This is a genomic window from Peribacillus sp. YIM B13477 (genome assembly GCF_042787955.1).
GTDB lineage: Bacteria > Bacillota > Bacilli > Bacillales > DSM-1321 > Peribacillus > Peribacillus frigoritolerans.
In genome coordinates, this window is sequence record NZ_JBHZPD010000001.1 from 583360 (window position 1) to 604137 (window position 20778).

Here is a 20778-nt window from a genome sequence, read left to right on the forward strand (position 1 = left end):
AATGAGTGAAGTGACGGCGAAAGGAAAGGCAGCAAAAAAAGCCAGTTATCAGCTAATCGGATTGAGTACGGAAAAGAAGAATGAGGCACTTGGGAAAATTGCGAAACAACTTATTATCGATAAAGATTTTTTGATAAAGGAAAACCAAAAGGATCTGGAAGATGGCAGGAAAAAAGGTCTCAGCGAGTCTATCTTAGATCGAATTATGTTGAATGGTAACCGTATTGATGACATGGCAGCGGCCATTATGCTTTTAATCGATTTAAATGATCCGATTGGGGAACGATTGGAAACGATCGAAAAAGAGAATGGTTTATTGATTAAAAAACAACGGGTGCCTATCGGGGTAATCGGGATGATTTATGAAGCAAGGCCTAACGTGACCATCGATGCAGCTACATTATCCTTGAAAACGGGGAATGCTGTCATCTTAAGAGGCAGCTCGTCAGCCAAATACTCCAATATCGCACTAGTCTCTTCCATTCATAAAGCATTGGAGAATACGGAAATCCCTGTAGAAGCTGTTCAGTTGATCGAGGATACAAGTCGTGAAACCGCTAAGGAACTTTTTCATCTAAATGACTATTTAGATGTCTTGATTCCACGCGGCGGAAAGAACTTAATTGAAACGGTGATTAAGGAGTCCACTGTCCCCGTCCTTGAAACAGGAGCAGGCAATTGCCATATCTTCATCGATCAGACCGCAGATATCACGATGGTCGAAAAAATTGTCTTAAATGGTAAAACTCAGCGACCATCCGTATGTAATGCCATTGAAGGGCTTCTGATCCATGAAAAATGGTTTGAAGAAAATGGAGTGCGTATTCTGGAACTCCTGGACGAAAAGGGTATTGAATTATATGGAGATGAAGCGGTTTGCAGCTCCTTTCCGAGAGCGAAAACGGCTACGGAGGAAGATTGGTCAACTGAGTACCTGGCTTTAAAACTCAGCGTGAAAACTGTAAAAGGTGTATCCGATGCCATTGATCACATAAACCGATACGGTTCCAAGCATTCTGAAGCAATCCTAACGAGGGATGAACAAAATGCTTACGCATTTTTGAATAAAGTGGATGCCGCAGCCGTTTATCACAATGCTTCCACCCGTTTTACCGACGGCTTTGAATTCGGTTATGGCGCAGAAATCGGCATTTCCACTCAAAAGCTGCATGCACGCGGACCAATGGGGTTACCTGCCTTAACATCAAGCAAGTACTTCATATACGGCCAGGGGCAAATCCGGGAATGAAATTCATCTCTTTCATGGAAGGTTATTAAAGCTCAATTAAGGGTATTGTACAATACATTACTTTTAAAGGAGCAGATACCATGGACAAGAGGTTTATAGCAATATATGATAATGAAAATGAAGCGACTTCAGCAGTCAAAAATTTAAAGGAACAAGGATATACATCCGATCAAATATCAGTAGTGGCAAAAAACATCGATAAATTACCAACTGAAGCAGAGGAAGTCAGCCCGGCAAAAACTGATGGATTAGTAGCCGGGGCAGCAGCCGGCGGAGCTGTGGGATTGACAGGCCTGCTTATTGGAATGAGTGCATTGGCCGTACCAGGAATTGGTCCGATATTGGCAGCGGGGCCGATTTTCACCACGTTTGGCGGAGCCGCAGCCGGGGCTGCATCGGGAGCAGGCGGATTGAGAAAGCCATTATTGGACATTGGACTGGAGGAAGCCGAAGCCGATCAATATCTAGAGGATATTAAGGCAGGGAAAATCCTTGTCATCGCCGATCCTTTTTAAGTTCGTAAGTAAAACCACCTTGAATGAACAGACTTATGATGTTTGAGAACTAAACTCCATAAAAACTCAAAATTAAAAAGCTCTTATTTATTGATAAACCCCGTTCAGGATTCTTGAACGGGGTTTATCTGTTTGTAGGCTAATTTTATTGTCACTAACGATAAAATCAAAAGGAATTCTACATTTGTATGAAGAATAAAAGGAATATAGCCCTGTTAGCGTGAAAGGAAGGGGAATTATGGAAAATAACGTAGATGGAAGCCGCTTTAAGAAATTAAAGAGGCATGATGAATTTCACCATAAGGATCATTATGATGATGTTGATGTTAAAAATCGTTCTCTAGTAATGAAAAGTAAGTTTAAATGAGATGAGTTGAATGTCCATTCTTTTTGTAATAATTAATATCAATCGGAATCCTTAAAAACCCAGGATAACAGGGTTTTTTATTTTTCATAATGAAAAATCTTAATAAAATGCAGAAATAATCTCAAGCGTACTTATGGCCATTAGTTTTCTTATCGCGGCTTTAAATGAAAACTTTTGCGGCGTATTAGCTACCTTTATTATATCTCGTCCTTATTTGACCTGGGCTAGAATAACAGGCTGCCAGAGCTTACATCCAATAAGCCAAATTGATTTTACGCTGGAGGTGGGTATTTTGATAAAAATAAAACTCGTTGTTCCCCGAAAAGGGTATATTACGGATGCTTTTGAAAGATTTGAGGAGTTCAACAAGTTGGAAGAATCGGAAAACGGTGGTAACGTTTCAGTGAAGTTTGTTTTAGAGGAAGTAGTAGAGGATGCCGATAAGATTGGGAAGTTGAAGCTTGATGCCGATGTAATCATCTCAAGGGGATTAATCACGAAACTATTAAAAGAATGCAATGAATCCATTCCTATCGTTGATATACCTGTGCAGGGCATTGACCTCATTCGTTCCCTGCATGATTGCAAGGCACGTTTCGGCAGTAAAAAAGTGGCCGTCATAGGAGCTTTGAATATGATTTATGGTGTGGAAAACCTTTCGGATATCGTTGATTTGCCAATTCAGTCCTATATATTAAATGATATCGAGTCCTCAGTCAGTTTAGTGGATTTAGCCGCCAGAGATGGCTGTGAGGTTGTGTTAAGTGGATTAAGTACCTGTAAATATGCTGAAGAGATAGGGCTGGGGGCCATTCTGGTTGATACTGGAAAGGAATCATTTCGGCAGGCGTTGATTGAGGCGAAAAGGGTAGCTCTTGTCAGCAGAAGGGAACAGGAGAAGACCAAGCGTTACCAAACGATTCTTAATTATGCCTATGAAGGGGTTATTGCTATAGATTTAAAGGGACAAATATCCGTATTTAATACGGCGGCTCAGGAGATTTTGTCCATTGCCAAGGGGAGCTTAATTGGAAATTCCATATACGATATAATAAAGCCCGGGAAATTTCGTAATATGCTTTTAAACGACGATGAATACGAAAAAGATACGGTTGCTTACCAATCCATTCAATTATCGGTAAAAAAAGTCGGGATATTTTTAAAAGGTAAAAAAGTGGGGGATATGGTCGCCTTTCAAGATGTTACCCGCATTCAGGAGATGGAAGGGAAGTTCTTTAGAAAGCTTCATTCACGCGGACATGTGGCGAAGTACACATTTGATGATATATTGTATCGGAGTTCGGAAATCAAGAGGACGATTGAAACGGCTCAACGTTATAGTGAAGTAGATTCAAACATTCTTATAATTGGAGAAACTGGAACGGGCAAGGAAATATTCGCCCAAAGCATACATAATCATAGCAATCGGAAAAATAACCCATTTGTTGCCATTAATTGCGCAGCGCTTCCCGAAAATTTATTGGAAAGTGAGCTTTTCGGATATGCAGAAGGAGCTTTCACGGGAGCCATGAAAGGTGGAAAGCAAGGATTTTTTGAACTGGCCCATAGAGGTACGATTTTTTTGGATGAAATAGGAGAAATCTCCCCAAAAATGCAAAGCCGGCTGCTGCGTGTCCTGCAGGAGCGTGAAATCATGCGCATCGGTGATGATAAAGTAATCCCGGTTGATGTGAGAATAGTGTCGGCAACGAACAAAGACCTCATGCAAATGGTAAAGAGTAATGACTTTCGGGAGGATCTGTATTATCGCTTGAGTGTGCTGGACCTTGTATTGCCTCCGCTTCGGGAACGCAGAGAAGATATTCCGTTATTGGTGAATGCCTTTATTCGGAAAGGTCATTCGGATCAGAAACAAATCATAATTTCGGAAACTGCCATGAAAAGGCTGAGTGAAGGGAATTGGGAAGGGAATATTCGCCAATTGCAAAATTTTTGCGAGCGATTATGCGCTCTTTATAAGAACAAGATAATTGATGTGTACGATATCGAAATGTATTTTCCGAATAAAAGTAATAAGAAAATACTTCTTTCGGAACAAAACGAAGAGATGGATATATCACCTGGGATACATTTATCCGAGCGTGAAAGAATTGTTCAAACGTTAATAAAGGTGAATTTTAACAAAGGAAAAGCTGCTTTTGAGTTAGGGATGAGTCGGACGACTTTATGGAGAAAGATGAAAAATTTGAATATCGAAACAAATTGAAACGTAATGAAACAAATTAATTCATTATGAAACAATTTGTTTACTTTATTTATCTCTTAATTTGAGAACGAATTGGCTTCTTTCTTGAATAAACGGATGTTTTTTATGTTGGCACAATAATTGTATATAAACAATGTAGTAGGAAAGGTTTTTCCTTCAAGGTTAACATGAAAGGTTGGTGGGAATGTGTGAGTCATTTAGTGTATATTCCTCAAGATATTGAGAAAGAGGGGAAAAGTTATTTAGTAGAAAAAGGCTTTAAGATTAAAGTAGGGTCTGATTTGTCGCAAGAAATTCTTATGGAAGAAATCAAGGGTTGTGATGCAGTACTAACGAGATCAACGGCTGTAATAAATAGAGAAGTTATTACAGCAGCTGAAAACCTCAAAGTAATAGCTAAGTATGGAGTGGGCTTGGACAATATCGATATCGAAGCCGCCACAGAGCGTGGCATATATGTAACAAATACCCCAGAGGCGAACGCGAATTCTGTAGCGGAACATGTAATGGCATTAATTTTATCATTGTCCAAAAACTTAAGCTTAGCTGATAAAGAGCTGCGCAGCGGGAATTTTGCTATCCGTAATCAACTTTTTGGCATGGACTTGGAAGGCAAGACTTTGGGGATTATCGGACTGGGGAGAATCGGTAGAATACTGGCAAAAAAGGCTTCCGAGGGCTTCGATATGAAAGTAATTGGCTACGACCCCTATGTTACAGCCAGCACGAATTCGGAGTTGGAGATAGCAACAGATTTAGAATGGGTATTCAGAAACGCCGATGTTATTAGTCTGCACCTGCCGTTAACGAAAACAACAAAAGGAATAATAGGAAGCCGTGAGTTTTCCTGGATGAAAACTTCCGCCTTTTTTGCAAACGCTTCCAGGGGCGGTGTGGTGAAGGAAATTGATTTAGTAAACGCTTTGCAAGCAGGCGAGATTGCCGGTGCTGGAATAGACGTATTTGAAGTTGAACCTCCTGATAAATGGAATCCACTTTTTAAATTGGATAATGTGATTGTCAGTCCTCATAATGCCGCTTTGACGAAGGAAGGTTCCGTACGCATGGCTGTACATGCCGCAATGCAGGTGGAAAAAGTTCTTACTGGCGCGAAACCGAACTGGGCTGTAAATGAGCCCTTAACTAAAGGGATGTCAATGTAATAATACAATAATAATTATCTGTTTTTTCTGAAAAATGAGGTTTGGACAGTTCGAGTTGCATTTGTTGATAAGGGTGGTGAACAAATGAAGAAAATAATCTATGTGATAAGTGCAATACCGGCACTTGGCTCGCTAGTGGTTATTAATCGAATTGAACCTTATGTGTTAGGGATGCCATTTGTTCTTTTTTGGGCCATATTATGGGTCTGTCTTACATCAGTTTTTTTGATAATCGCTAATAAACTTGATCCTGCAACCGAGGAGGAAGAAGACTGATGAATGAAGCCCTGCTTGTTATCCTTTTCTTTCTGGTTTTGTGTATTTGGTTAGGGCTTCAAGCTCGAAAAGGTAAAAATATGAGTTTGGAACAATGGGCCATTGGCGGAAGAGGCTTCGGCAGCTTTTTGCTCTTCTTCTTGATAGCAGGTGAAATGTTTACGACATATACGTTTTTGGGGGCAAGCGGCGGAGCTTTTCGATCTGGTATGCCTCCTGCCTTATACGCTTTCAATTGCTTCTATTTTGTAATCGCCTATTGGCTGTTACCGCCTATTTGGAGGTATGCCAAAAAAAATAATGTCATTTCTCAATCTGATTTTTATGACAAAAAGTACAACAGTCCTGCTCTAGGTGTTCTTGTGGCGGTAATTAGCGTCATTTCAATTATTCCATATCTGATCATGCAGTTAAAAGGATTAGGTATTATCGTATCGGAAACCTCCTATGGGTCCATTTCTCCGAATGTGGCTATAGTTGTTGGGGTAATTGCGATCACAATATATGTAACGGCTTCAGGGATGCATGGAGTGGCGTGGACCGCGGTCATTAAAGATATTATGATTCTGACTGTTGTCGTCTTTATGGGGATTTATTTTCCACTTCATTATTACGGTGGTATACAGCCGATGTTTGAAGCAATCGATACAGCAAAACAAGGATTTTTGATTTTCCCGGAACAAGGTTTGAGTATCTCTTGGTTTATATCGGCTACGATCATGACAGCACTTGCATTCTATATGTTTCCACATATGTTGGCGGGAGTGTTCTCTGCAAAAAGTCCGAAATCACTTCGTTGGAATGCTGGGGTTATGCCAATTTATCAAGTAATCATCATTTTTTCGTTATTTATTGGTTTTTCTGCGATTCTCCAAGTCCCGAATTTACAGGGAGCAGAAGCAGATTTAGCTTTATTTAAAATGGCGAAGATGTCATTTGATCCCTGGTTTGTCGGAGTTATTGGAGCATCAGGGGCAATGGCCGCCCTTATTCCCAGTTCACTCGTGTTGACGGCTACGGCTACGATACTTTCAAAAAATGTATATAAGGTATGGAAGCCGAATACATCGGATGACCAGCTACAAAGATTGAGCAGGATGTTAGTACCAGTCATTTCTATAGTGACTCTATATTTTACGTTCAATGGCGGGGAGTCGATTTTTACGTTGTATCTTATGGCATATAGCTTCATGGCACAGTTGTTTCCAGCACTTTTTTTCAGTCTATGGAAAAAGAATCCTGTCACGGTTCAAGGAGCATTTGCCGGAATGATCGTTGGAATTCTAATTGTTGTATACTCGACTACATCAGGTACAACACTTGCTACATTATTTCCATCTCTGCCGCAAGCAATACAAGATCTTGATGTAGGGTTAGCTGTATTATTCATCAACATCGCAGTAACTTTGGGAGTGAGTGCCGTTACAAGAAAAACTTCAATTGGGATGAAAGAAGATAATAAACAGGCTTCAGGAATGGAAAAGCTTGTTAAATGACAGTGGGAATCAGTCCAATATTCATATAATCGTAGATTACTAGAATAAAAACACGTTTTCGAAAGCGGGAGGCTTGATTATGAAAGTCAGTGGAGGAAGAGCAGTCGTAGAAGTAATGGCTAAAGAAGGGGTGAAAAAAGCTTTTTGTGTACCAGGTGAAAGTTATCTTAGTGTAATGGATGCGCTGTACCAACATCCTGAAATAGAACTTATTTCTGCAAGGCATGAAGGAGGTGCCTCTTTTATGGCGGAAGGGTATGCCAAGGCTTCAGGAGAGGTGGGAGTCTGTATGGCAACGCGTGGAGTGGGTGCTACAAACTTAGCTATCGGCATTCATACTGCTTCTCAGGATTCAACCCCTTTGGTTGCGCTTATTGGCCAAATCGAACGTCCTTTTAAAGAAAAGGAAGCATTCCAGGAAGTGAATTTGACGGGTTTTTTCAGTCATTTATGTAAATGGACGGTAGAGATCGATCGTGTGGAAAGAATCCCGGAATTATTGCAGCGGGCTTTCCATATTGCGAGATCGGGGCGTCCGGGCCCTGTATTAGTGGCTTTGCCGCATGACATGTTGGAAGACGAGGCAGAGTTGAACATAACCCCTTCATATCGCTCGCTTCCTCCTCAACCACATATGGAAGATGTGAAACAGGCGATGGATACGATACGAAACGCGGAGCGCCCCGTTTTGATTGCTGGCGGAGGTGTGATTCATGCTAAGGCCAACAGGTTGCTTGTACAGTTTGCGGAGGCAATGAAACTTCCTGTCATTACAGCTTTCCGTCGATTTGACGCGTTTCCCAACTCACATCCTTGCTATGCAGGGTGGCTTGGATTTGGGACACCTCAATATTTACTTGATGCAATCCGGGATGCAGATGTAGTTTTGGCATTAGGGACACGATTCTCTCAAGTAGGAACACAAGATTACACCTTGCTTTCTAAAAATTCAAATCTGATCCATGTGGATATTTGTCCCGATATTTTTGGTAAAGTGTATGCTCCTTCTCTTGCCATTGAAGCGGATGCCAAGAGCTTTTTGGAACAAGCACTGCAAGCTTCAGAATCAGGATCTTTTATTTCGGGCGAAGATCATCTTAAAGAAATGCACGATAAATATATGGAATTTTCTGAACCAAAATCCGATTACACAGAAGATTTCGTGGATATGGACGGATTGATGCATGATCTGGCTGTCTGCCTGCCGAAGGATACCATCATTACAAATGATGCAGGCAACTTTTTTGGATGGCTATCAAGATATTATCGTTTTGAACAAGAAAACACATACGTGGGGCCAACTTCGGGTGCAATGGGATATGGACTGCCTGCTGCTATTGGGGCAAAACTGGCGCAGCCTCACAAACAGGTTGTTTCTATTTCAGGAGATGGAGGCTTCATGATGACTCTCCAAGAGATTGAAACCGCTGTAAGGTATAAAATTCCGACCATATCAATTGTTGTGAACAACAATATTTACGGAACAATCCGAGCACATCAAGAAAGGCATTTTCCAAACCGGGCCGTTGGAACCGACTTATCCAATCCTGATTATGCCGGATTGGCCCGCTTATTTGGGGCGCATGGTGAAAAGGTTGAAAAAAATATTGATTTTGCGCCAGCGCTGCAAAGGGCGATTGCTTCAGGGCTGCCGGCTGTAATAGAAGTAGCAGTCAATCCAAAGATTCTATCTGTAGGCCAGGACAAGAAGGAAGTAAACGAAAAGCTAGTGTCTAACAATTAACATTGGAAGTTAGCGGGACCCAAAAAAAAGGCATACAAGGGAGGTATCATAGTTGTTAAAGCCATATATAGTTGTTGAATGGAATGATACGGAAACAGATGCTAAAGGCTGGCTGGTCGTCCATAACTTTGTAAAGGGATACACAGGCGGCGGTACAAGAATGCACCCAACGGTTACAAGAGAAGAGGTAGAAAGGCTGGCCGAGGCGATGGCTTATAAGTATGTAGCCTGTGAGTCTGAGACGACTGGCGGTTGTAAAGCGGGCATTGCCTATGATTATAAAGCGCCAGACGCATATGCAGTGTTAAGAAGATTTCTGATTGCGATGATGCCTTATGTAGATATAGGGGTATCTTTAGGCAGTGATTTAGGCACCAAATATGAAGATGTGCTCAAAATATTTAATGAATTTGGTATTGATATCCCTCTTACGAAATCAATGAAACAGAATCCGAATGTTCTGCAAGGGATAAAAGACTTTGATGAACTGTTGACGACAAAAATTGACGGGTTGTTTTTAAACGATGTCGTAACAGGCTATGGTGTGGCATTTTCCGCAGATGAGGCATGGAAATTTAAAGGCGGAAAAGCCGGAGCGAGAGTCGTCATTCAAGGGTTCGGCTGTGTAGGGGCAAGCTGCGCATTGAAAATGACCCAGTTAGGTTATAAAGTTGTGGGAATTTCTGATGCAGCTCTTTTGGTAACGTGTGAAGAAGGATTGGATGTCCAAAAGCTTATTGATCATAAAAATATGTACGGAGAAATGGATAAAGCCTTTTTTGAACCGAGTTATGATGTAAGGCCAAACACGGAATGGCTCGACATTGATTGCGACATTTTAATTCCGTCCGCACTGGAGGATGTCATCCACATATCCAATGCTAAAAGCGTAAAAGCGCGTTTGATCGTTGAGGCGGCGAACATTCCCCTTTCTCCCGAGGGAGACGAGATCATAAAACAAAGAGGTATTGATGTTGTCAATGATTTCGTTGCCAACCTGGGGGCGATAAGATTTTATGATGCGGTTATTTTCGGACTAGTTAAACCAAATCCACAAGCTGTCGTTGATGATATTGAAAGACTATGCAGGAAAAATACGTATCACTTGTTTAAACAAGCTAAAAACGAAAATAAATATCAAAGAGAAGTAGCTTATGAAATATTTAAACCGACAATCAGCGACTTGCCGGAAAATGAAGAGCCATCCGAAGCGTTATCGGGGAACTCTCGTTAACTTGTGTTAACCATGAAAGTGTTCAGGCAGTTTATCAATTAGGAACGGGGGGGAATTCATGCAAACAGAAGATGAAAATCAGCCAAAAGAATTACAGCGTTCAATGAAGAGTAGACATTTATTCATGCTCTCCTTAGGTGGGGTAATTGGAACAGGTCTTTTCCTGGGATCAGGATATGCAATCGGTGAAGCTGGACCCTTAGGAGCGATTGTTGCCTATTTGGTCGGTGGTTTATTAATGTACTTGGCGATGATTTGTCTCGGTGAATTATCGGTAGTGATGCCGGTATCCGGTTCCTTTCAGGTCCATGCAACGAAATTTATTGGTCCCGCCACTGGATTTGTCATTGGCTGGATTTACTGGCTAAGCTGGGCTCTTTACGTAGGCCTGGAATTTGTAGCGGCCGGTTTACTCATGACCAGATGGTTTCCCGATATACCAGTATGGATATGGTGTGTGATATTTACGATCCTTTTATTCACTATAAATGCATTGACTACGCGAAGTTTTGCAGAGACCGAGTATTGGTTCTCCGGGATTAAAGTGCTTGCCGTCATTCTCTTCATAATTATCGGTGCAGCAGCGATGTTTGGATTGATTCATATGGAGGATGCACAACCTGCCCCGTTCCTTTCCAATTTTATAGGAGATGGATTATTCCCTACAGGGTTCACGGGTGTTTTTATATCGATGATGACAGTCGTATATGCTTTCCAGGGATCGGAAATCATGGGTGTTGCAGCAGGAGAGACGGAAAACCCGCAAAAAAGCATTCCGAGAGCGATTCGAAACATCGTAATACGTGTGCTGCTTTTCTATGTACTGGCAATCTTTGTTCTATCGGCCATCGTTCCTTGGAAAGAAGTCGGTGTACTGGAAAGTCCATTTGTTACCGTGTTTGAAATGGTAGGCATTCCTTATGCAGCAGACATTATGAATTTCGTAATTTTGACGGCGGTCCTCTCTGTAGGAAACACGGGTCTGTTTGCTTGTACCAGGATCCTTTTCTCCCTTTCTCAAAACGGTATGGCACATTCTTCATTTGGAAAGCTCAATCGGCGCGGTGTACCTATGAACGCCTTACTAGTCACCATGGTCTTTGCCTTGCTGTCGCTGCTTACTAGTGTAGTAGCGGAAGAAACGTTATTCGTTGTGCTGCTTTCCATAAGCGGGGTTGGAGGGGTGCTTACTTGGATGGCGATTGCGTTCGCACAGTACAGATTCCGTAAGCAGTATATCAGAACAGGCGGAAAGGTTGAAAATCTGAAGTTTAGAGTACCTTTTTTCCCGTTTGCCCCAATTCTCTGCATCATTATGTGTCTAGGTATTTTCGTGTTTACCGCTTATGATCCGACACAGCGAACTTCGTTGTATTGGGGATTAGGTTTCGTCATTGCTTGCTATACTTTTTACTATTTTAGATATGCGCGAAGGAACGTCGAGGTGCCAGCCTTAACAAATGAACAGACCAATGATTTTATTCAATAGTGATTATTATATCCAAGATATAAGAAAACGGTCGTTTAAGATTCATGTAGAAGTGCAGTTAAAAGCAAAACCTATAATTTAGAGAACTAGAATAATAGAATACGGAGGAAATAGTATGCGTTACTTAAATTATATTAATGGAAAATGGAAAGAACCCACTACAGGAGAGTATAGAGAAAATCTTAGTCCCCATGATGGTGAAAATTTAGGAGAATTTCCATCAAGTGCTGCGGCTGATTTACATGATGCAGTGGCAGCCGCAAAAAATTCATTTCCTGACTGGAAAAAGTTGTCGTTTCAGCAACGGGCTTCATATTTGCAAAAAGCAGCTGATATTTTGAAAAAGAACATGCAGGAAGTAGGTCAAGATTTGATAAAGGAAGAAGGGAAAACATTCTTGGAAGGGATGGGGGAAGCCAATCGGGCTGCCAGCATACTTGAATATTATGCTGCTGAGGCTCGGCAGCCACTCGGGGAAGTAATTCCTTCAGCCAATGCCAATACATTTTTATACACTACCCGTACCCCGCTCGGTCCGGTGGGGTTGATTACACCATGGAACTTTCCTATCGCCATCCCTGTATGGAAATTGGCTCCGGCCTTGATTTACGGGAATACAGTAGTGATTAAACCGGCTGATCTTACACCTAAGTCTGTCTATCATGTGATAAAAGCATTTGATGAAGCGGGTCTTCCGCCTGGTGTCATCAATTGTGTATTCGGAAGAGGTTCCGTCATTGGTGCTGCATTAGTGGAACATCCTGATGTGAAGGCTATATCTTTTACGGGCTCGAATCAAGTTGGTCAGCAAATTCAAAAACAAGCCATTGAACATGGTAAGAAAGTGCAAGTGGAAATGGGAGGGAAAAACCCGCTCGTCGTCCTAGCTGATGCTGATCTTGAAAAAGCAGTGGAAATAGCCATTGGCGGAGCTTTTAAATCCACAGGGCAAAAGTGCACAGCCACTAGCCGGGTGATTGTGGAAAAAGGAATTTATGAAGCATTCCGGGAACGGCTTGTCGCGCGTACGAAAGAATTAAAAGTGGGCAACCCGCTCAACGAAGAAACATATATAGGTCCGGCTGTATCTAAATCGCAACGCGATGGCGTGCTTGAAATGATCGATGTTGGGAAATCAGAAGCTACACTTTTGTGCGGAGGAGAAATCCCGGCAGAAGCGGAATTGGCGAATGGTTTTTATGTCAAGCCGGCCATCTTTGAAAATGTTCCTCAACATGCCCGCATTGCGCGTGAAGAAATCTTTGGACCAGTCATTGCCCTTTTTAAGGCCGGAAATTATGAGGAAGCAGTTAAGATGGCTAATGATACAGAGTATGGGTTGAGCGCAGCCATTTGTACGAATAATTTAACTTCGGCTCAACGGTTTATTGAAGATGTTGAAGTGGGTCTTGTTCATGTCAATTCGGAAACGGCAGGAACCGAACCGCAAATGCCATTTGGCGGATGTAAAAATTCAAGTGCGGGCAGCCGTGAACAAGGGAAGAGTGCCGTTGAATTCTATACAGAAGTCAAGACAGTCTATATGGATCGGGTATAACTAAAATTAAATTAAGGGTTTTTAAACTTTTAAATTAGATCAAAAACAGGAGGGGATTTCAAAATGTCCACGAAAGAAAATGTACAGTTCAGCCCTACACTGCCTTATTCACGGTATGTCGATCCAGAGGTATTCAATGAAGAAAGCAAAAAGATCTTCAGAAAGAGTTGGATATTGGCGGGGCATGCAAGCCAAGTGGAAAAGGTAGGCGATTTCATGACATTGGATATCGCCGGAGAGCCTATTATCGTTTCACATGGTACCGATGGTGAACTGCGTGCCTTCTACAATATTTGCCCTCATCGCGGAATGAAAGTAGAAAACGCCGATAAAGGAAATAAGAAAATTTTACAATGCGGATACCATGGATGGACGTTCAAATTAGACGGAAGTGTAAATAGAGCCCCTAATTTTAAAACGAATGAATTGGGAATACACAGCTGTATGAAATCCATTCGCTTAGAAGTTCAGAATGCCATGATTTTTGTCAATCTTGACAAAAATGCACCCTCTATGGCAGAAGCCTACCAGGAATTTTTAGAGGAAATGAAAGAGTATCCATTCTTTGATTCACTGAAATTAGTTAGGGAAACCCGCCGTGAAGTAAAAGCAAATTGGAAGGCCATTGTTGACAATTACCTTGAATGTGATCATTGTTCCATTGCTCATCCTGGTTTTGCAAAATCCTTTGATTTAGCAAACTTTTACACAACGACACATGACAAATTCACCTATCAATATATGACAGCAAGCAAGAATGGCGAAGGGGAACAAGCGCGTTTTTATTGGGTTTGGCCGAATATGATGATTAACGTTTATCCAGGAGACGGAAACGTGAATACCATTCAAGTAATTCCCGTTGATGCTGTGACGTCGTTAGGTATTTATCGGGATTATTCCTTAGATGAAAAAACAACCATAGAAAAAGAAGAATATTTTAAATTTGTTGATCAAGTACGGCAGGAAGATTTTGATCTAGTGGAAAAACTTCAAAAAGGATTAAGTTCCGAGGCATTTACAAATGGGATTTTTTCTCCAACAGAACATGCTGCAGTCTATTTTCATGAACTCATTGAAAATAAGCTCCAGAACTAACCACTGAGCTCGCTATTGGAATGCACTAAAAAAGGAACGTTCATGGAGAATTTGTAAATAAAAAAACCTAAGCAACCAACCAGTGTGTTTCGGCAGTTTACCGGAGCATACTGGTTGAGTTGTTTTTTTTGTGCTGCCTTTTTTACCTTATTTGTTATGAAATTTGCGAACTTCCTTTTATTTATTCGGAGTGGGAGGATTTGTTCTTCCATTGTTGTTCTTCAGCAAGAAACTCAAAAAAAACATTCATGGCAGTAAGCGGTTGCTCATTTACTCGTTTAAAGTAGTTGTTTTTTCGGGCATCTGTTAAATAGTTGCTTTTTTTGATTCTCTCCAACATATATTTTTGACTCATTTTCACTATTTCTCTTTGGTTGTGTTTGTTTTCTTTTAATAAGGCAAATCCTACAGCTCCCACCAATGCATAGATTCCAAGTGCGATTTTCGAGATGGGTAAAGAGTCGTTCTTAAATAAAAGAAAAAAAAGATTAATGATGGAAAAGCCTATCATTACCGTTGAAAAAAAACCGTATTTCATATTTTTCTTCAACAAGGGGGACAACTTTAATTGAAGTTGTTCGATTTCGTTTTGCATGAAACCGGGTATATTATTTATTTTGATATTCATTGTTTCCTCCTTATTATCTTGCACCAATAAATAAATGGCACTGTAAAATCGCACTTATTAATGAAATAGGAAAAGGAACCTATATATATCTTATCGTTTGGAAACATGTTTGTCATTTAATATACCCTTGGAACTTTTTGAGGGAAAAGTAAACGCAGTGACACAGGTGGATGATCAATGGAATGCCCTGTTATATGTGTTGAAAAAAATTCTTGAAGTATAAGGAGTCGAAATAAAGATCATTTACCTTAATAAACAAATAGTGGTATGAACGATGAATGGATTATGGTAAAATGGTCCTCAAATGGAAGTTTTATTTTTCGTTTTTTCATTATTAATAGTTATGGATGACCTTCCCGCGCCTTTTTTTGTCATAATTACGTGACTATTGTGGTATTTAGTACTTTTAAATCGAGTTTTGAAACAAATCAATATATAATTAGAAAGCGAGATAGTAGATTCAAAGATTAAGGAGGGACATAGAATGATGGAATGGGCTCTGATCATTTTGTTCGCTGCAGCAGTATTACTGTTCATTTTATCGTTTATTAAAAAGGATTCTGTAAAAGTGGACAGTCAATTGGAACAGATTGCCAGCACTTTTGGGGATGAAATGAATGTATTACAGGAAAAAATCAGGAACATCGAGATAGATGCTGAAATTACGGTGCAAGAGGCAGGCATTTTGGCAATGTCTTCCGAAAAGCGAAACATGTTGCGTGAAGTACTCGACCTACATAAGCGAGGCTATTCATTTGAAAGCATCGCACTTAAGACAAAACAGCCGGAAGAAGAAATAGAACGGATGCTTACTCCTTACATGAAAACGACGAATGAAAGGAGAAATGTGGCCAATGACATCTAAATCAATGCGCAGCTTTGCCGGAGGCCTTGTTGTTGCCGCAGGCTTATGCGGTGCAGTGTACTTCTTTGGTCCAGGTGAAGCGACCGGCACGTCTGAGAAACTATCAGAAGATGAAATGAAAGAGTCTCTGGCTTCAGAAGGGTATGTCATACATTCCGAAAAAGAATGGGAAGATCAGATTGCTGAAGCACAGTCGGTTAAAGATAAGGCGGAGGCGGAAAAAGAAACGATAAAAGAACCAACGGAAAAAATCATATACCGTACAGTTCTTACTGTGTCTAAAGGCTCGACAAGCATCGATGTGGGTAAAACCCTGCAAAAAGCAAAAGTCATCAAAAATGCCAATGAGTTTTCCGACGCGGTTGAAAAGAAAGGCAAGGCCAACGGATTACGACCTGGAACATATGTGGTGGATAGTGCGATGACGACGGAAAAAATAATTTCCATCATATTTAAATGAACATAAAAATGACCATCGATAAGATGGTTGTTTCAGACTGTAGACAAACTCGATTTTCATCGAGTTTGTCTACAGTTTTTTTGCTTGTACAATTTTGGACGTTGATTGGAACGTAGGGCACTCGTTTCCCTTGGCGGACTGGAGACGTTTGCGTCGAGAAGGCTTGACAGACAGTCGTCGGAAAGGGAGCAGGTACCTGAAATCAACTGGAACGTTTTTTAAAATGGCTGTTTTCCCATACTTTGTTGCAATATACCAGGTAGTGAGTTGTGGTTGATTTCCCCTCCAGATGCTCGCTTTCCGCGGGGCGGGCGGTGAGCCTCCTCGGCGTAAACGCCTGTGGGGTCTCACCTGTCCCGCTGCTCCCGCAGGAGTCTCGCACTTCCGCTCCAATCAACCTTAAATAGTTTCGTATTAAAAACTCTTTACGAAAAGAGCCTTTAAAATAAAAAGACCTATAATGAAATATGGTGGTCTCAGTTAATTCGCAAAAAAGGGGTGAATGGTCTTATCCGAATCCCTTTCACGATTTTTCTGAGGGAATGGATACCATAATTTTAAAACAGACTTGGTTATACACCATGACTTTTTATTCATTTAAATAGAAAGAAACCTCATTAGATTGAAGAAATTTGCGACACTCCTGCCGAATAACTGGCTAGCCGAGACCCCGGAGACGTTTGCGTCGAGGAGGCTTGGCAGACAGTCGGCGGAAAGGGAGCGGGTTTCTGAAATCAACTGGCATGCTTTTTTATATTTTTTTTAACTTAATCTTTGTCCGCACTCCAGCCCACACTGCAATGATAAGTCCTCCAATCGTATCCGCGATTAAATCGATCATTGTATCTTTATTTCCCCCGCCTTGCAGTGTCATTCCGAATAATTGATCAGAACTAAATTCGTAGATCTCCCATATGACACCACCAAGTGCCGAGAAAGAAAGAGTAAACAAAAAGACGAACCAAGGGGAAATCTCTTTGCCTGCATCTCTGTACACCAATCGTTCATATAAAGCAATTCCCGTAAAAGCAAGAAGGGAACCGCTTAATAAATGCAAAAATGTGTCCCACCAACCCAGTCCATACCAACCTAAAATAGATCCTAAAAATTGTGAACCGAATAAGAAGATCAAATAGGAAATGATAATTGGCAAATTGAATTGAAGCTTGGTAAATAAGGCCAGAGAAAGGGGAATTGCCCCACATACCACACCGCCTATCGAAACCAGTGATTTGAAAGTTTCATCGGCTGTATAGTAATAAATAGATAAAGCCCCCATGAAAAGTACATACACTAAACTTAATGAAATAACTAGCTTACGATTCATATGATTACCTCAACAAATCATCATAATTTTAATTTTTGTACACTAGAATAAATGGAAATGAGCAGGCCGCCGGTTAGTCCGAAAATTATATCGTACATGGTATCTTTGTTACCGCCTCGCTGCATGGTATGAGTAAAAGTGAGATCTCCGGCGAACTCATATATTTCCCAAAGAACAGTGGAAGTGACTGAAAGTGAAAGAACAAAAAGGAAAATGACCCACCTAGAAACATCTTTTCTCGCTTTTTGAGGGATGTATAGTTTATAAAGGGCAATCCCCACAAAACCCACGAAGATGCCTTTATAGAAGTGAAGTCCAGAGTCCCACCATTTAAAATCAACATAAAAATTTGCGATGGACCCTAAAAATGTCGTACAGAAAACAAAAACATAATAGCCGATTATGATTGGAATGTTAAAGGGATTATTTTTTACAAACAGTAATGAAATGGGCAAGGCACTTACCAATATTCCCCCAAGAGCTACCATCCATCGGGAAGAATCATCTTTTTTGAGGTAAAAGATGAGTAAACCAGTCATGAATGCTATAAATACCAAACTAAAAATAATGATTATTTTATGTTTCAATATACTCACCTCATTCATAAATATTCATTACGATCATCCAATCGTGCCAGATTGAAAAATGTATTTTATTATCATTGTTGGCTATGATGGTGCTTTTTAATGATGTTTTTTAATTTAGCCGTGATAAACAATAATAAAGGCATGACCAGACCATAAGTTGCTGCATGGAATAACCATATATTTTTATTGTATTCCCCGGATGAAGAGACCGTCGGAAAAACAATCAATGAATAAAATACCATTATCATCCCTAAAGCTGTAGTAAACGGCCGATAATCTTTTATATTGAAAATGTTTGAAAATAGGACAACCGAAACATAAAAATACATAACCGTCCTCGTATAGGTTGTGAAAATCCAAATAGTGGCAATTACTGCTTCGATCCGCATTAGGAAATTCCCTACATTTATTTTTTTTGCCATCGTGTAACTTGGAGCAATATTTCTTGCGGTGTTATCGGGTCCAAGAACCAAGATATCCAGCATGATAACCAGAATTAATATGATTCCTCCGATCAAAGTGCCAATATAAAAAGCTTTTCCCCCTTTTTTTCTTTCATTTACTTTTGAAGGGAAAATCATTAAAAACATAACAGGGGAAAGCGTGAACACGCTGACATAAAAAAGTATCGCCCGTATTAAGGGTTTAGCGCCTCCTTCAAATACTGGCTGAATGTTTTGAATGTTTGCTTGAGGAATGATGGAAACCAAAAAAATAGTCAGTAATAGTAATACGGGAATGAAGAATATTTCCAACGTGCGTGTAAAAGTTTCAAAACCAAGGCGGACTGTAAAGATCACTACTGCAGCTAACAATATATTTAAAGCTACAAGAGGAGTATCCGGCATCCAAAAAGTTTTAATGAAATTCCCCACATAATAAGTGGTCTCGGCAGCAGTTGAAAAAGACCAGAAAAAAAATGTGAGATTGATCATCTTTCCGACTAACTTACCGAAAACCTTTTCATTTATTTGATCTAAGGCGAGATCAGGATATAAATTTCCAACCCTGATGTAAAACCATACAAAAATTAATGCGATTCCTGTTCCAAATAATGCAGCAAGCCACGCATCCTGCTTTGCAAAACCAGCTAAAGGAGAAGGGGTATGTAAAATAACCGTTCCTACCGAATACAAGAGGATTAAAATCATCAATTGATGTGATGAAATTTTGAAACTACCAGGCATTATTTTTCACCTATTTATTTGTTCCTTCCTTCTTAATACTCCATATTTTTGGCTATTCTTGTTCAAGTTATTCACACGGACATCAATTGCCTATCTTCAACAATCCACCCCCATTACATCAATAGGTCGCGAATTTTCTGCCTTTTTACTGATGTAGCTCTACTATACAATCATAGAATTACTGTCCAAGAGAAAGTAATTTAATTCCTTAGACCGAACCTTAATGGTTCAGGAACCGTATATTGTTTTAACTATGGCCTAATTTTTCAGAAATTCCTCATAGTACTTGATAGGGACCTTCTTGACTTTCATGGAAAATATTAACTGCACTGAACTTGTACATTTCCTTTGGTATGGCACAATTCTTGCAAATGATTTATTGGTATATCTAATATTTGGAGAAAGGAAGAGGAATGTTGGACATATTGAAAAATATTTAAGCTCTAGGTTATCAAGCATATTTGATAGGCTTAAATGTCAGAAACTTAATCCGGATTCATAAAGGGCAAGGCGAAGCGGTTAAACTTAAAATGTTAGGAGAAATTAATATGAAAATACCAGTGGAAAATATAGTGGAGTTAACTGTAGAACATCAATTTTTACAGGCTTTTCCTATATTGAGTCAGTTACGTAAAGATTTGACTTTAAAGGAATATCTAGATTTATTAAATGATATGCGTAAGGAGGGTAAACAGTTATTTGCTTTATATCATGATACAAGCATCGTAGCATTAGCAGGTATTAGCTGGCGTGAAGATTCATATAATGAACGCTATGTATATGTACAAGATTTGGTTACTGATGTAAATCATCGTCCTAGTGGCCTTGGATATAATCTGCTCAGTTATATACATAATTGGGCAAAAGAACAAGGAGCTGAATATATTACATTGGAAGCTTGAAATCGGCGCCTTGTCACCCATATTAAGATGGGGAAGAGGACTTATTGGGCGTAGTATTTTTATCGTACATATGTAACGGAAATGAAATGTTGCGACTTCAAGAGTGTTGGGAAAATGGGGACAAAACAATTATGAAGTTGAGTTTGGAATAACCAGGTATTAATATACTGGAATGAAAACAAGTTGAAGGAAAAAGTTCTTTAATCCCTAATTCTTGCCATCCAAAAATTTTTAAAAACTCTGTGGAAATCTGCAGGGTTTTTTTTTGCTCTATACCATCCTTTTGTCAATTTAGTCCAATAATGGATTATGCGAATATTGGCAATCTATGCATTTACTCATAGGATTCTTTTATACATAACTTCCAATGAATTTGATTTAGATTGTGCAACCTGCCGAATTGACTCTA

Annotated in this window: 19 protein-coding genes; 15 read left to right on the forward strand and 4 right to left on the reverse strand. The window is 40.1% G+C overall.

Annotated elements, in window-relative coordinates; genetic code table 11:
- Window position 1 precedes the first annotated feature (1 nt).
- The 12 genes from ACFX4H_RS02925 (at window position 2) to ACFX4H_RS02980 (ending at window position 14413) form a co-directional block, all read left to right on the forward strand.
- Window positions 2–1249, forward strand: a complete 1248-nt coding sequence (locus ACFX4H_RS02925; RefSeq protein ID WP_098936933.1) for a glutamate-5-semialdehyde dehydrogenase — start codon at window positions 2–4, stop codon at window positions 1247–1249.
- An 80-nt stretch (window positions 1250–1329) separates the two neighbouring features.
- Window positions 1330–1764: a general stress protein gene (locus ACFX4H_RS02930; RefSeq protein ID WP_063575789.1), complete on the forward strand. Its 435-nt coding sequence runs from the start codon at window positions 1330–1332 to the stop codon at window positions 1762–1764.
- Window positions 1765–2002: 238 nt separating this feature from the next.
- The gene (locus ACFX4H_RS02935; protein WP_262870213.1) at window positions 2003–2131 is read left to right on the forward strand and encodes a hypothetical protein; all 129 of its coding nucleotides are present in this window, start codon (window positions 2003–2005) and stop codon (window positions 2129–2131) included.
- 292 nt (window positions 2132–2423) lie between these two features.
- Window positions 2424–4358, forward strand: a complete 1935-nt coding sequence (locus ACFX4H_RS02940) for a sigma 54-interacting transcriptional regulator (protein ID WP_241634367.1) — start codon at window positions 2424–2426, stop codon at window positions 4356–4358.
- 188 nt (window positions 4359–4546) lie between these two features.
- Complete coding sequence (locus tag ACFX4H_RS02945) at window positions 4547–5521, forward strand: hydroxyacid dehydrogenase (RefSeq protein WP_377433821.1); 975 nt, start codon at window positions 4547–4549, stop codon at window positions 5519–5521.
- 84 nt (window positions 5522–5605) lie between these two features.
- Window positions 5606–5797, forward strand: a complete 192-nt coding sequence (locus tag ACFX4H_RS02950; protein WP_034307824.1) for a DUF3311 domain-containing protein — start codon at window positions 5606–5608, stop codon at window positions 5795–5797.
- Window positions 5797–7293 carry a sodium:solute symporter family protein gene (locus tag ACFX4H_RS02955; RefSeq protein WP_377433824.1) on the forward strand — a complete coding sequence of 499 codons (1497 nt, stop codon included), beginning with the start codon at window positions 5797–5799 and terminating at the stop codon, window positions 7291–7293. The genes ACFX4H_RS02950 and ACFX4H_RS02955 overlap by 1 nt, the downstream gene beginning before the upstream one ends.
- 79 nt (window positions 7294–7372) lie before the next feature.
- The gene (locus ACFX4H_RS02960) at window positions 7373–9037 is read left to right on the forward strand and encodes a thiamine pyrophosphate-dependent enzyme (protein ID WP_377433827.1); all 1665 of its coding nucleotides are present in this window, start codon (window positions 7373–7375) and stop codon (window positions 9035–9037) included.
- Between the two features lie 52 nt (window positions 9038–9089).
- On the forward strand, window positions 9090–10271 hold the full coding sequence (locus ACFX4H_RS02965) for a Glu/Leu/Phe/Val family dehydrogenase (protein ID WP_249597575.1): 1182 nt from the start codon (window positions 9090–9092) through the stop codon (window positions 10269–10271).
- A gap of 58 nt (window positions 10272–10329) precedes the next feature.
- Window positions 10330–11760 carry an amino acid permease gene (locus tag ACFX4H_RS02970; protein WP_241634358.1) on the forward strand — a complete coding sequence of 477 codons (1431 nt, stop codon included), beginning with the start codon at window positions 10330–10332 and terminating at the stop codon, window positions 11758–11760.
- A gap of 115 nt (window positions 11761–11875) precedes the next feature.
- Window positions 11876–13318 (forward strand): aldehyde dehydrogenase family protein, encoded by a 1443-nt coding sequence (locus ACFX4H_RS02975; RefSeq protein ID WP_377433830.1) that lies wholly within the window; start codon window positions 11876–11878, stop codon window positions 13316–13318.
- Window positions 13319–13381: 63 nt separating this feature from the next.
- Entirely contained in the window at window positions 13382–14413 is a 1032-nt protein-coding gene (locus tag ACFX4H_RS02980; protein WP_377433833.1) for an aromatic ring-hydroxylating oxygenase subunit alpha, read from the forward strand.
- A 181-nt stretch (window positions 14414–14594) separates the two neighbouring features.
- Here ACFX4H_RS02980 and ACFX4H_RS02985 read toward each other — a convergent pair whose 3' ends face one another.
- Window positions 14595–15041: a DUF5392 family protein gene (locus tag ACFX4H_RS02985; protein ID WP_063575798.1), complete on the reverse strand. Its 447-nt coding sequence runs from the start codon at window positions 15039–15041 to the stop codon at window positions 14595–14597.
- Between the two features lie 484 nt (window positions 15042–15525).
- Between ACFX4H_RS02985 and ACFX4H_RS02990 the strand changes: the two genes are divergently transcribed.
- Both ACFX4H_RS02990 and ACFX4H_RS02995 read left to right on the forward strand, forming a co-directional pair.
- Window positions 15526–15906, forward strand: coding sequence for a hypothetical protein (locus ACFX4H_RS02990; protein ID WP_222619893.1), 381 nt, complete (start codon window positions 15526–15528; stop codon window positions 15904–15906).
- On the forward strand, window positions 15896–16366 hold the full coding sequence (locus tag ACFX4H_RS02995) for a hypothetical protein (protein WP_323602292.1): 471 nt from the start codon (window positions 15896–15898) through the stop codon (window positions 16364–16366). The genes ACFX4H_RS02990 and ACFX4H_RS02995 overlap by 11 nt, the downstream gene beginning before the upstream one ends.
- Before the next feature lie 751 nt (window positions 16367–17117).
- On the opposite strand, the gene ACFX4H_RS03000 is transcribed toward ACFX4H_RS02995, so the two are convergent.
- From ACFX4H_RS03000 to ACFX4H_RS03010, 3 genes are all read right to left on the reverse strand, one after another.
- Complete coding sequence (locus ACFX4H_RS03000) at window positions 17118–17693, reverse strand: DUF2238 domain-containing protein (protein WP_377433836.1); 576 nt, start codon at window positions 17691–17693, stop codon at window positions 17118–17120.
- A 20-nt stretch (window positions 17694–17713) separates the two neighbouring features.
- Window positions 17714–18280, reverse strand: coding sequence for a DUF2238 domain-containing protein (locus ACFX4H_RS03005; protein ID WP_377433838.1), 567 nt, complete (start codon window positions 18278–18280; stop codon window positions 17714–17716).
- 71 nt (window positions 18281–18351) lie between these two features.
- Entirely contained in the window at window positions 18352–19467 is a 1116-nt protein-coding gene (locus ACFX4H_RS03010) for a GerAB/ArcD/ProY family transporter (RefSeq protein WP_377433840.1), read from the reverse strand.
- Between the two features lie 548 nt (window positions 19468–20015).
- Here ACFX4H_RS03010 and ACFX4H_RS03015 point away from each other — a divergent pair.
- The gene (locus tag ACFX4H_RS03015; protein ID WP_249597568.1) at window positions 20016–20369 is read left to right on the forward strand and encodes a GNAT family N-acetyltransferase; all 354 of its coding nucleotides are present in this window, start codon (window positions 20016–20018) and stop codon (window positions 20367–20369) included.
- The last annotated feature ends 409 nt before the right edge of the window (window positions 20370–20778 follow it).

Bases quoted from the DNA above. Each gene is read 5' to 3' on its own strand.
- ACFX4H_RS02960 (WP_377433827.1), top strand. From the start codon at position 7,373: ATGAAAGTCAGTGGAGGAAGAGCAGTCGTAGAAGTAATGGCTAAAGAA.
- ACFX4H_RS02985 (WP_063575798.1), bottom strand. From the start codon at position 15,041: ATGAATATCAAAATAAATAATATACCCGGTTTCATGCAAAACGAAATC.
- ACFX4H_RS02950 (WP_034307824.1), top strand. From the start codon at position 5,606: ATGAAGAAAATAATCTATGTGATAAGTGCAATACCGGCACTTGGCTCG.
- ACFX4H_RS02990 (WP_222619893.1), top strand. From the start codon at position 15,526: ATGATGGAATGGGCTCTGATCATTTTGTTCGCTGCAGCAGTATTACTG.
- ACFX4H_RS02975 (WP_377433830.1), top strand. From the start codon at position 11,876: ATGCGTTACTTAAATTATATTAATGGAAAATGGAAAGAACCCACTACA.
- ACFX4H_RS02955 (WP_377433824.1), top strand. From the start codon at position 5,797: ATGAATGAAGCCCTGCTTGTTATCCTTTTCTTTCTGGTTTTGTGTATT.
- ACFX4H_RS02930 (WP_063575789.1), top strand. From the start codon at position 1,330: ATGGACAAGAGGTTTATAGCAATATATGATAATGAAAATGAAGCGACT.
- ACFX4H_RS02995 (WP_323602292.1), top strand. From the start codon at position 15,896: ATGACATCTAAATCAATGCGCAGCTTTGCCGGAGGCCTTGTTGTTGCC.
- ACFX4H_RS02925 (WP_098936933.1), top strand. From the start codon at position 2: ATGAGTGAAGTGACGGCGAAAGGAAAGGCAGCAAAAAAAGCCAGTTAT.
- ACFX4H_RS03015 (WP_249597568.1), top strand. From the start codon at position 20,016: ATGAAAATACCAGTGGAAAATATAGTGGAGTTAACTGTAGAACATCAA.
- ACFX4H_RS03000 (WP_377433836.1), bottom strand. From the start codon at position 17,693: ATGAATCGTAAGCTAGTTATTTCATTAAGTTTAGTGTATGTACTTTTC.
- ACFX4H_RS02980 (WP_377433833.1), top strand. From the start codon at position 13,382: ATGTCCACGAAAGAAAATGTACAGTTCAGCCCTACACTGCCTTATTCA.
- ACFX4H_RS02935 (WP_262870213.1), top strand. From the start codon at position 2,003: ATGGAAAATAACGTAGATGGAAGCCGCTTTAAGAAATTAAAGAGGCAT.
- ACFX4H_RS02970 (WP_241634358.1), top strand. From the start codon at position 10,330: ATGCAAACAGAAGATGAAAATCAGCCAAAAGAATTACAGCGTTCAATG.
- ACFX4H_RS03010 (WP_377433840.1), bottom strand. From the start codon at position 19,467: ATGCCTGGTAGTTTCAAAATTTCATCACATCAATTGATGATTTTAATC.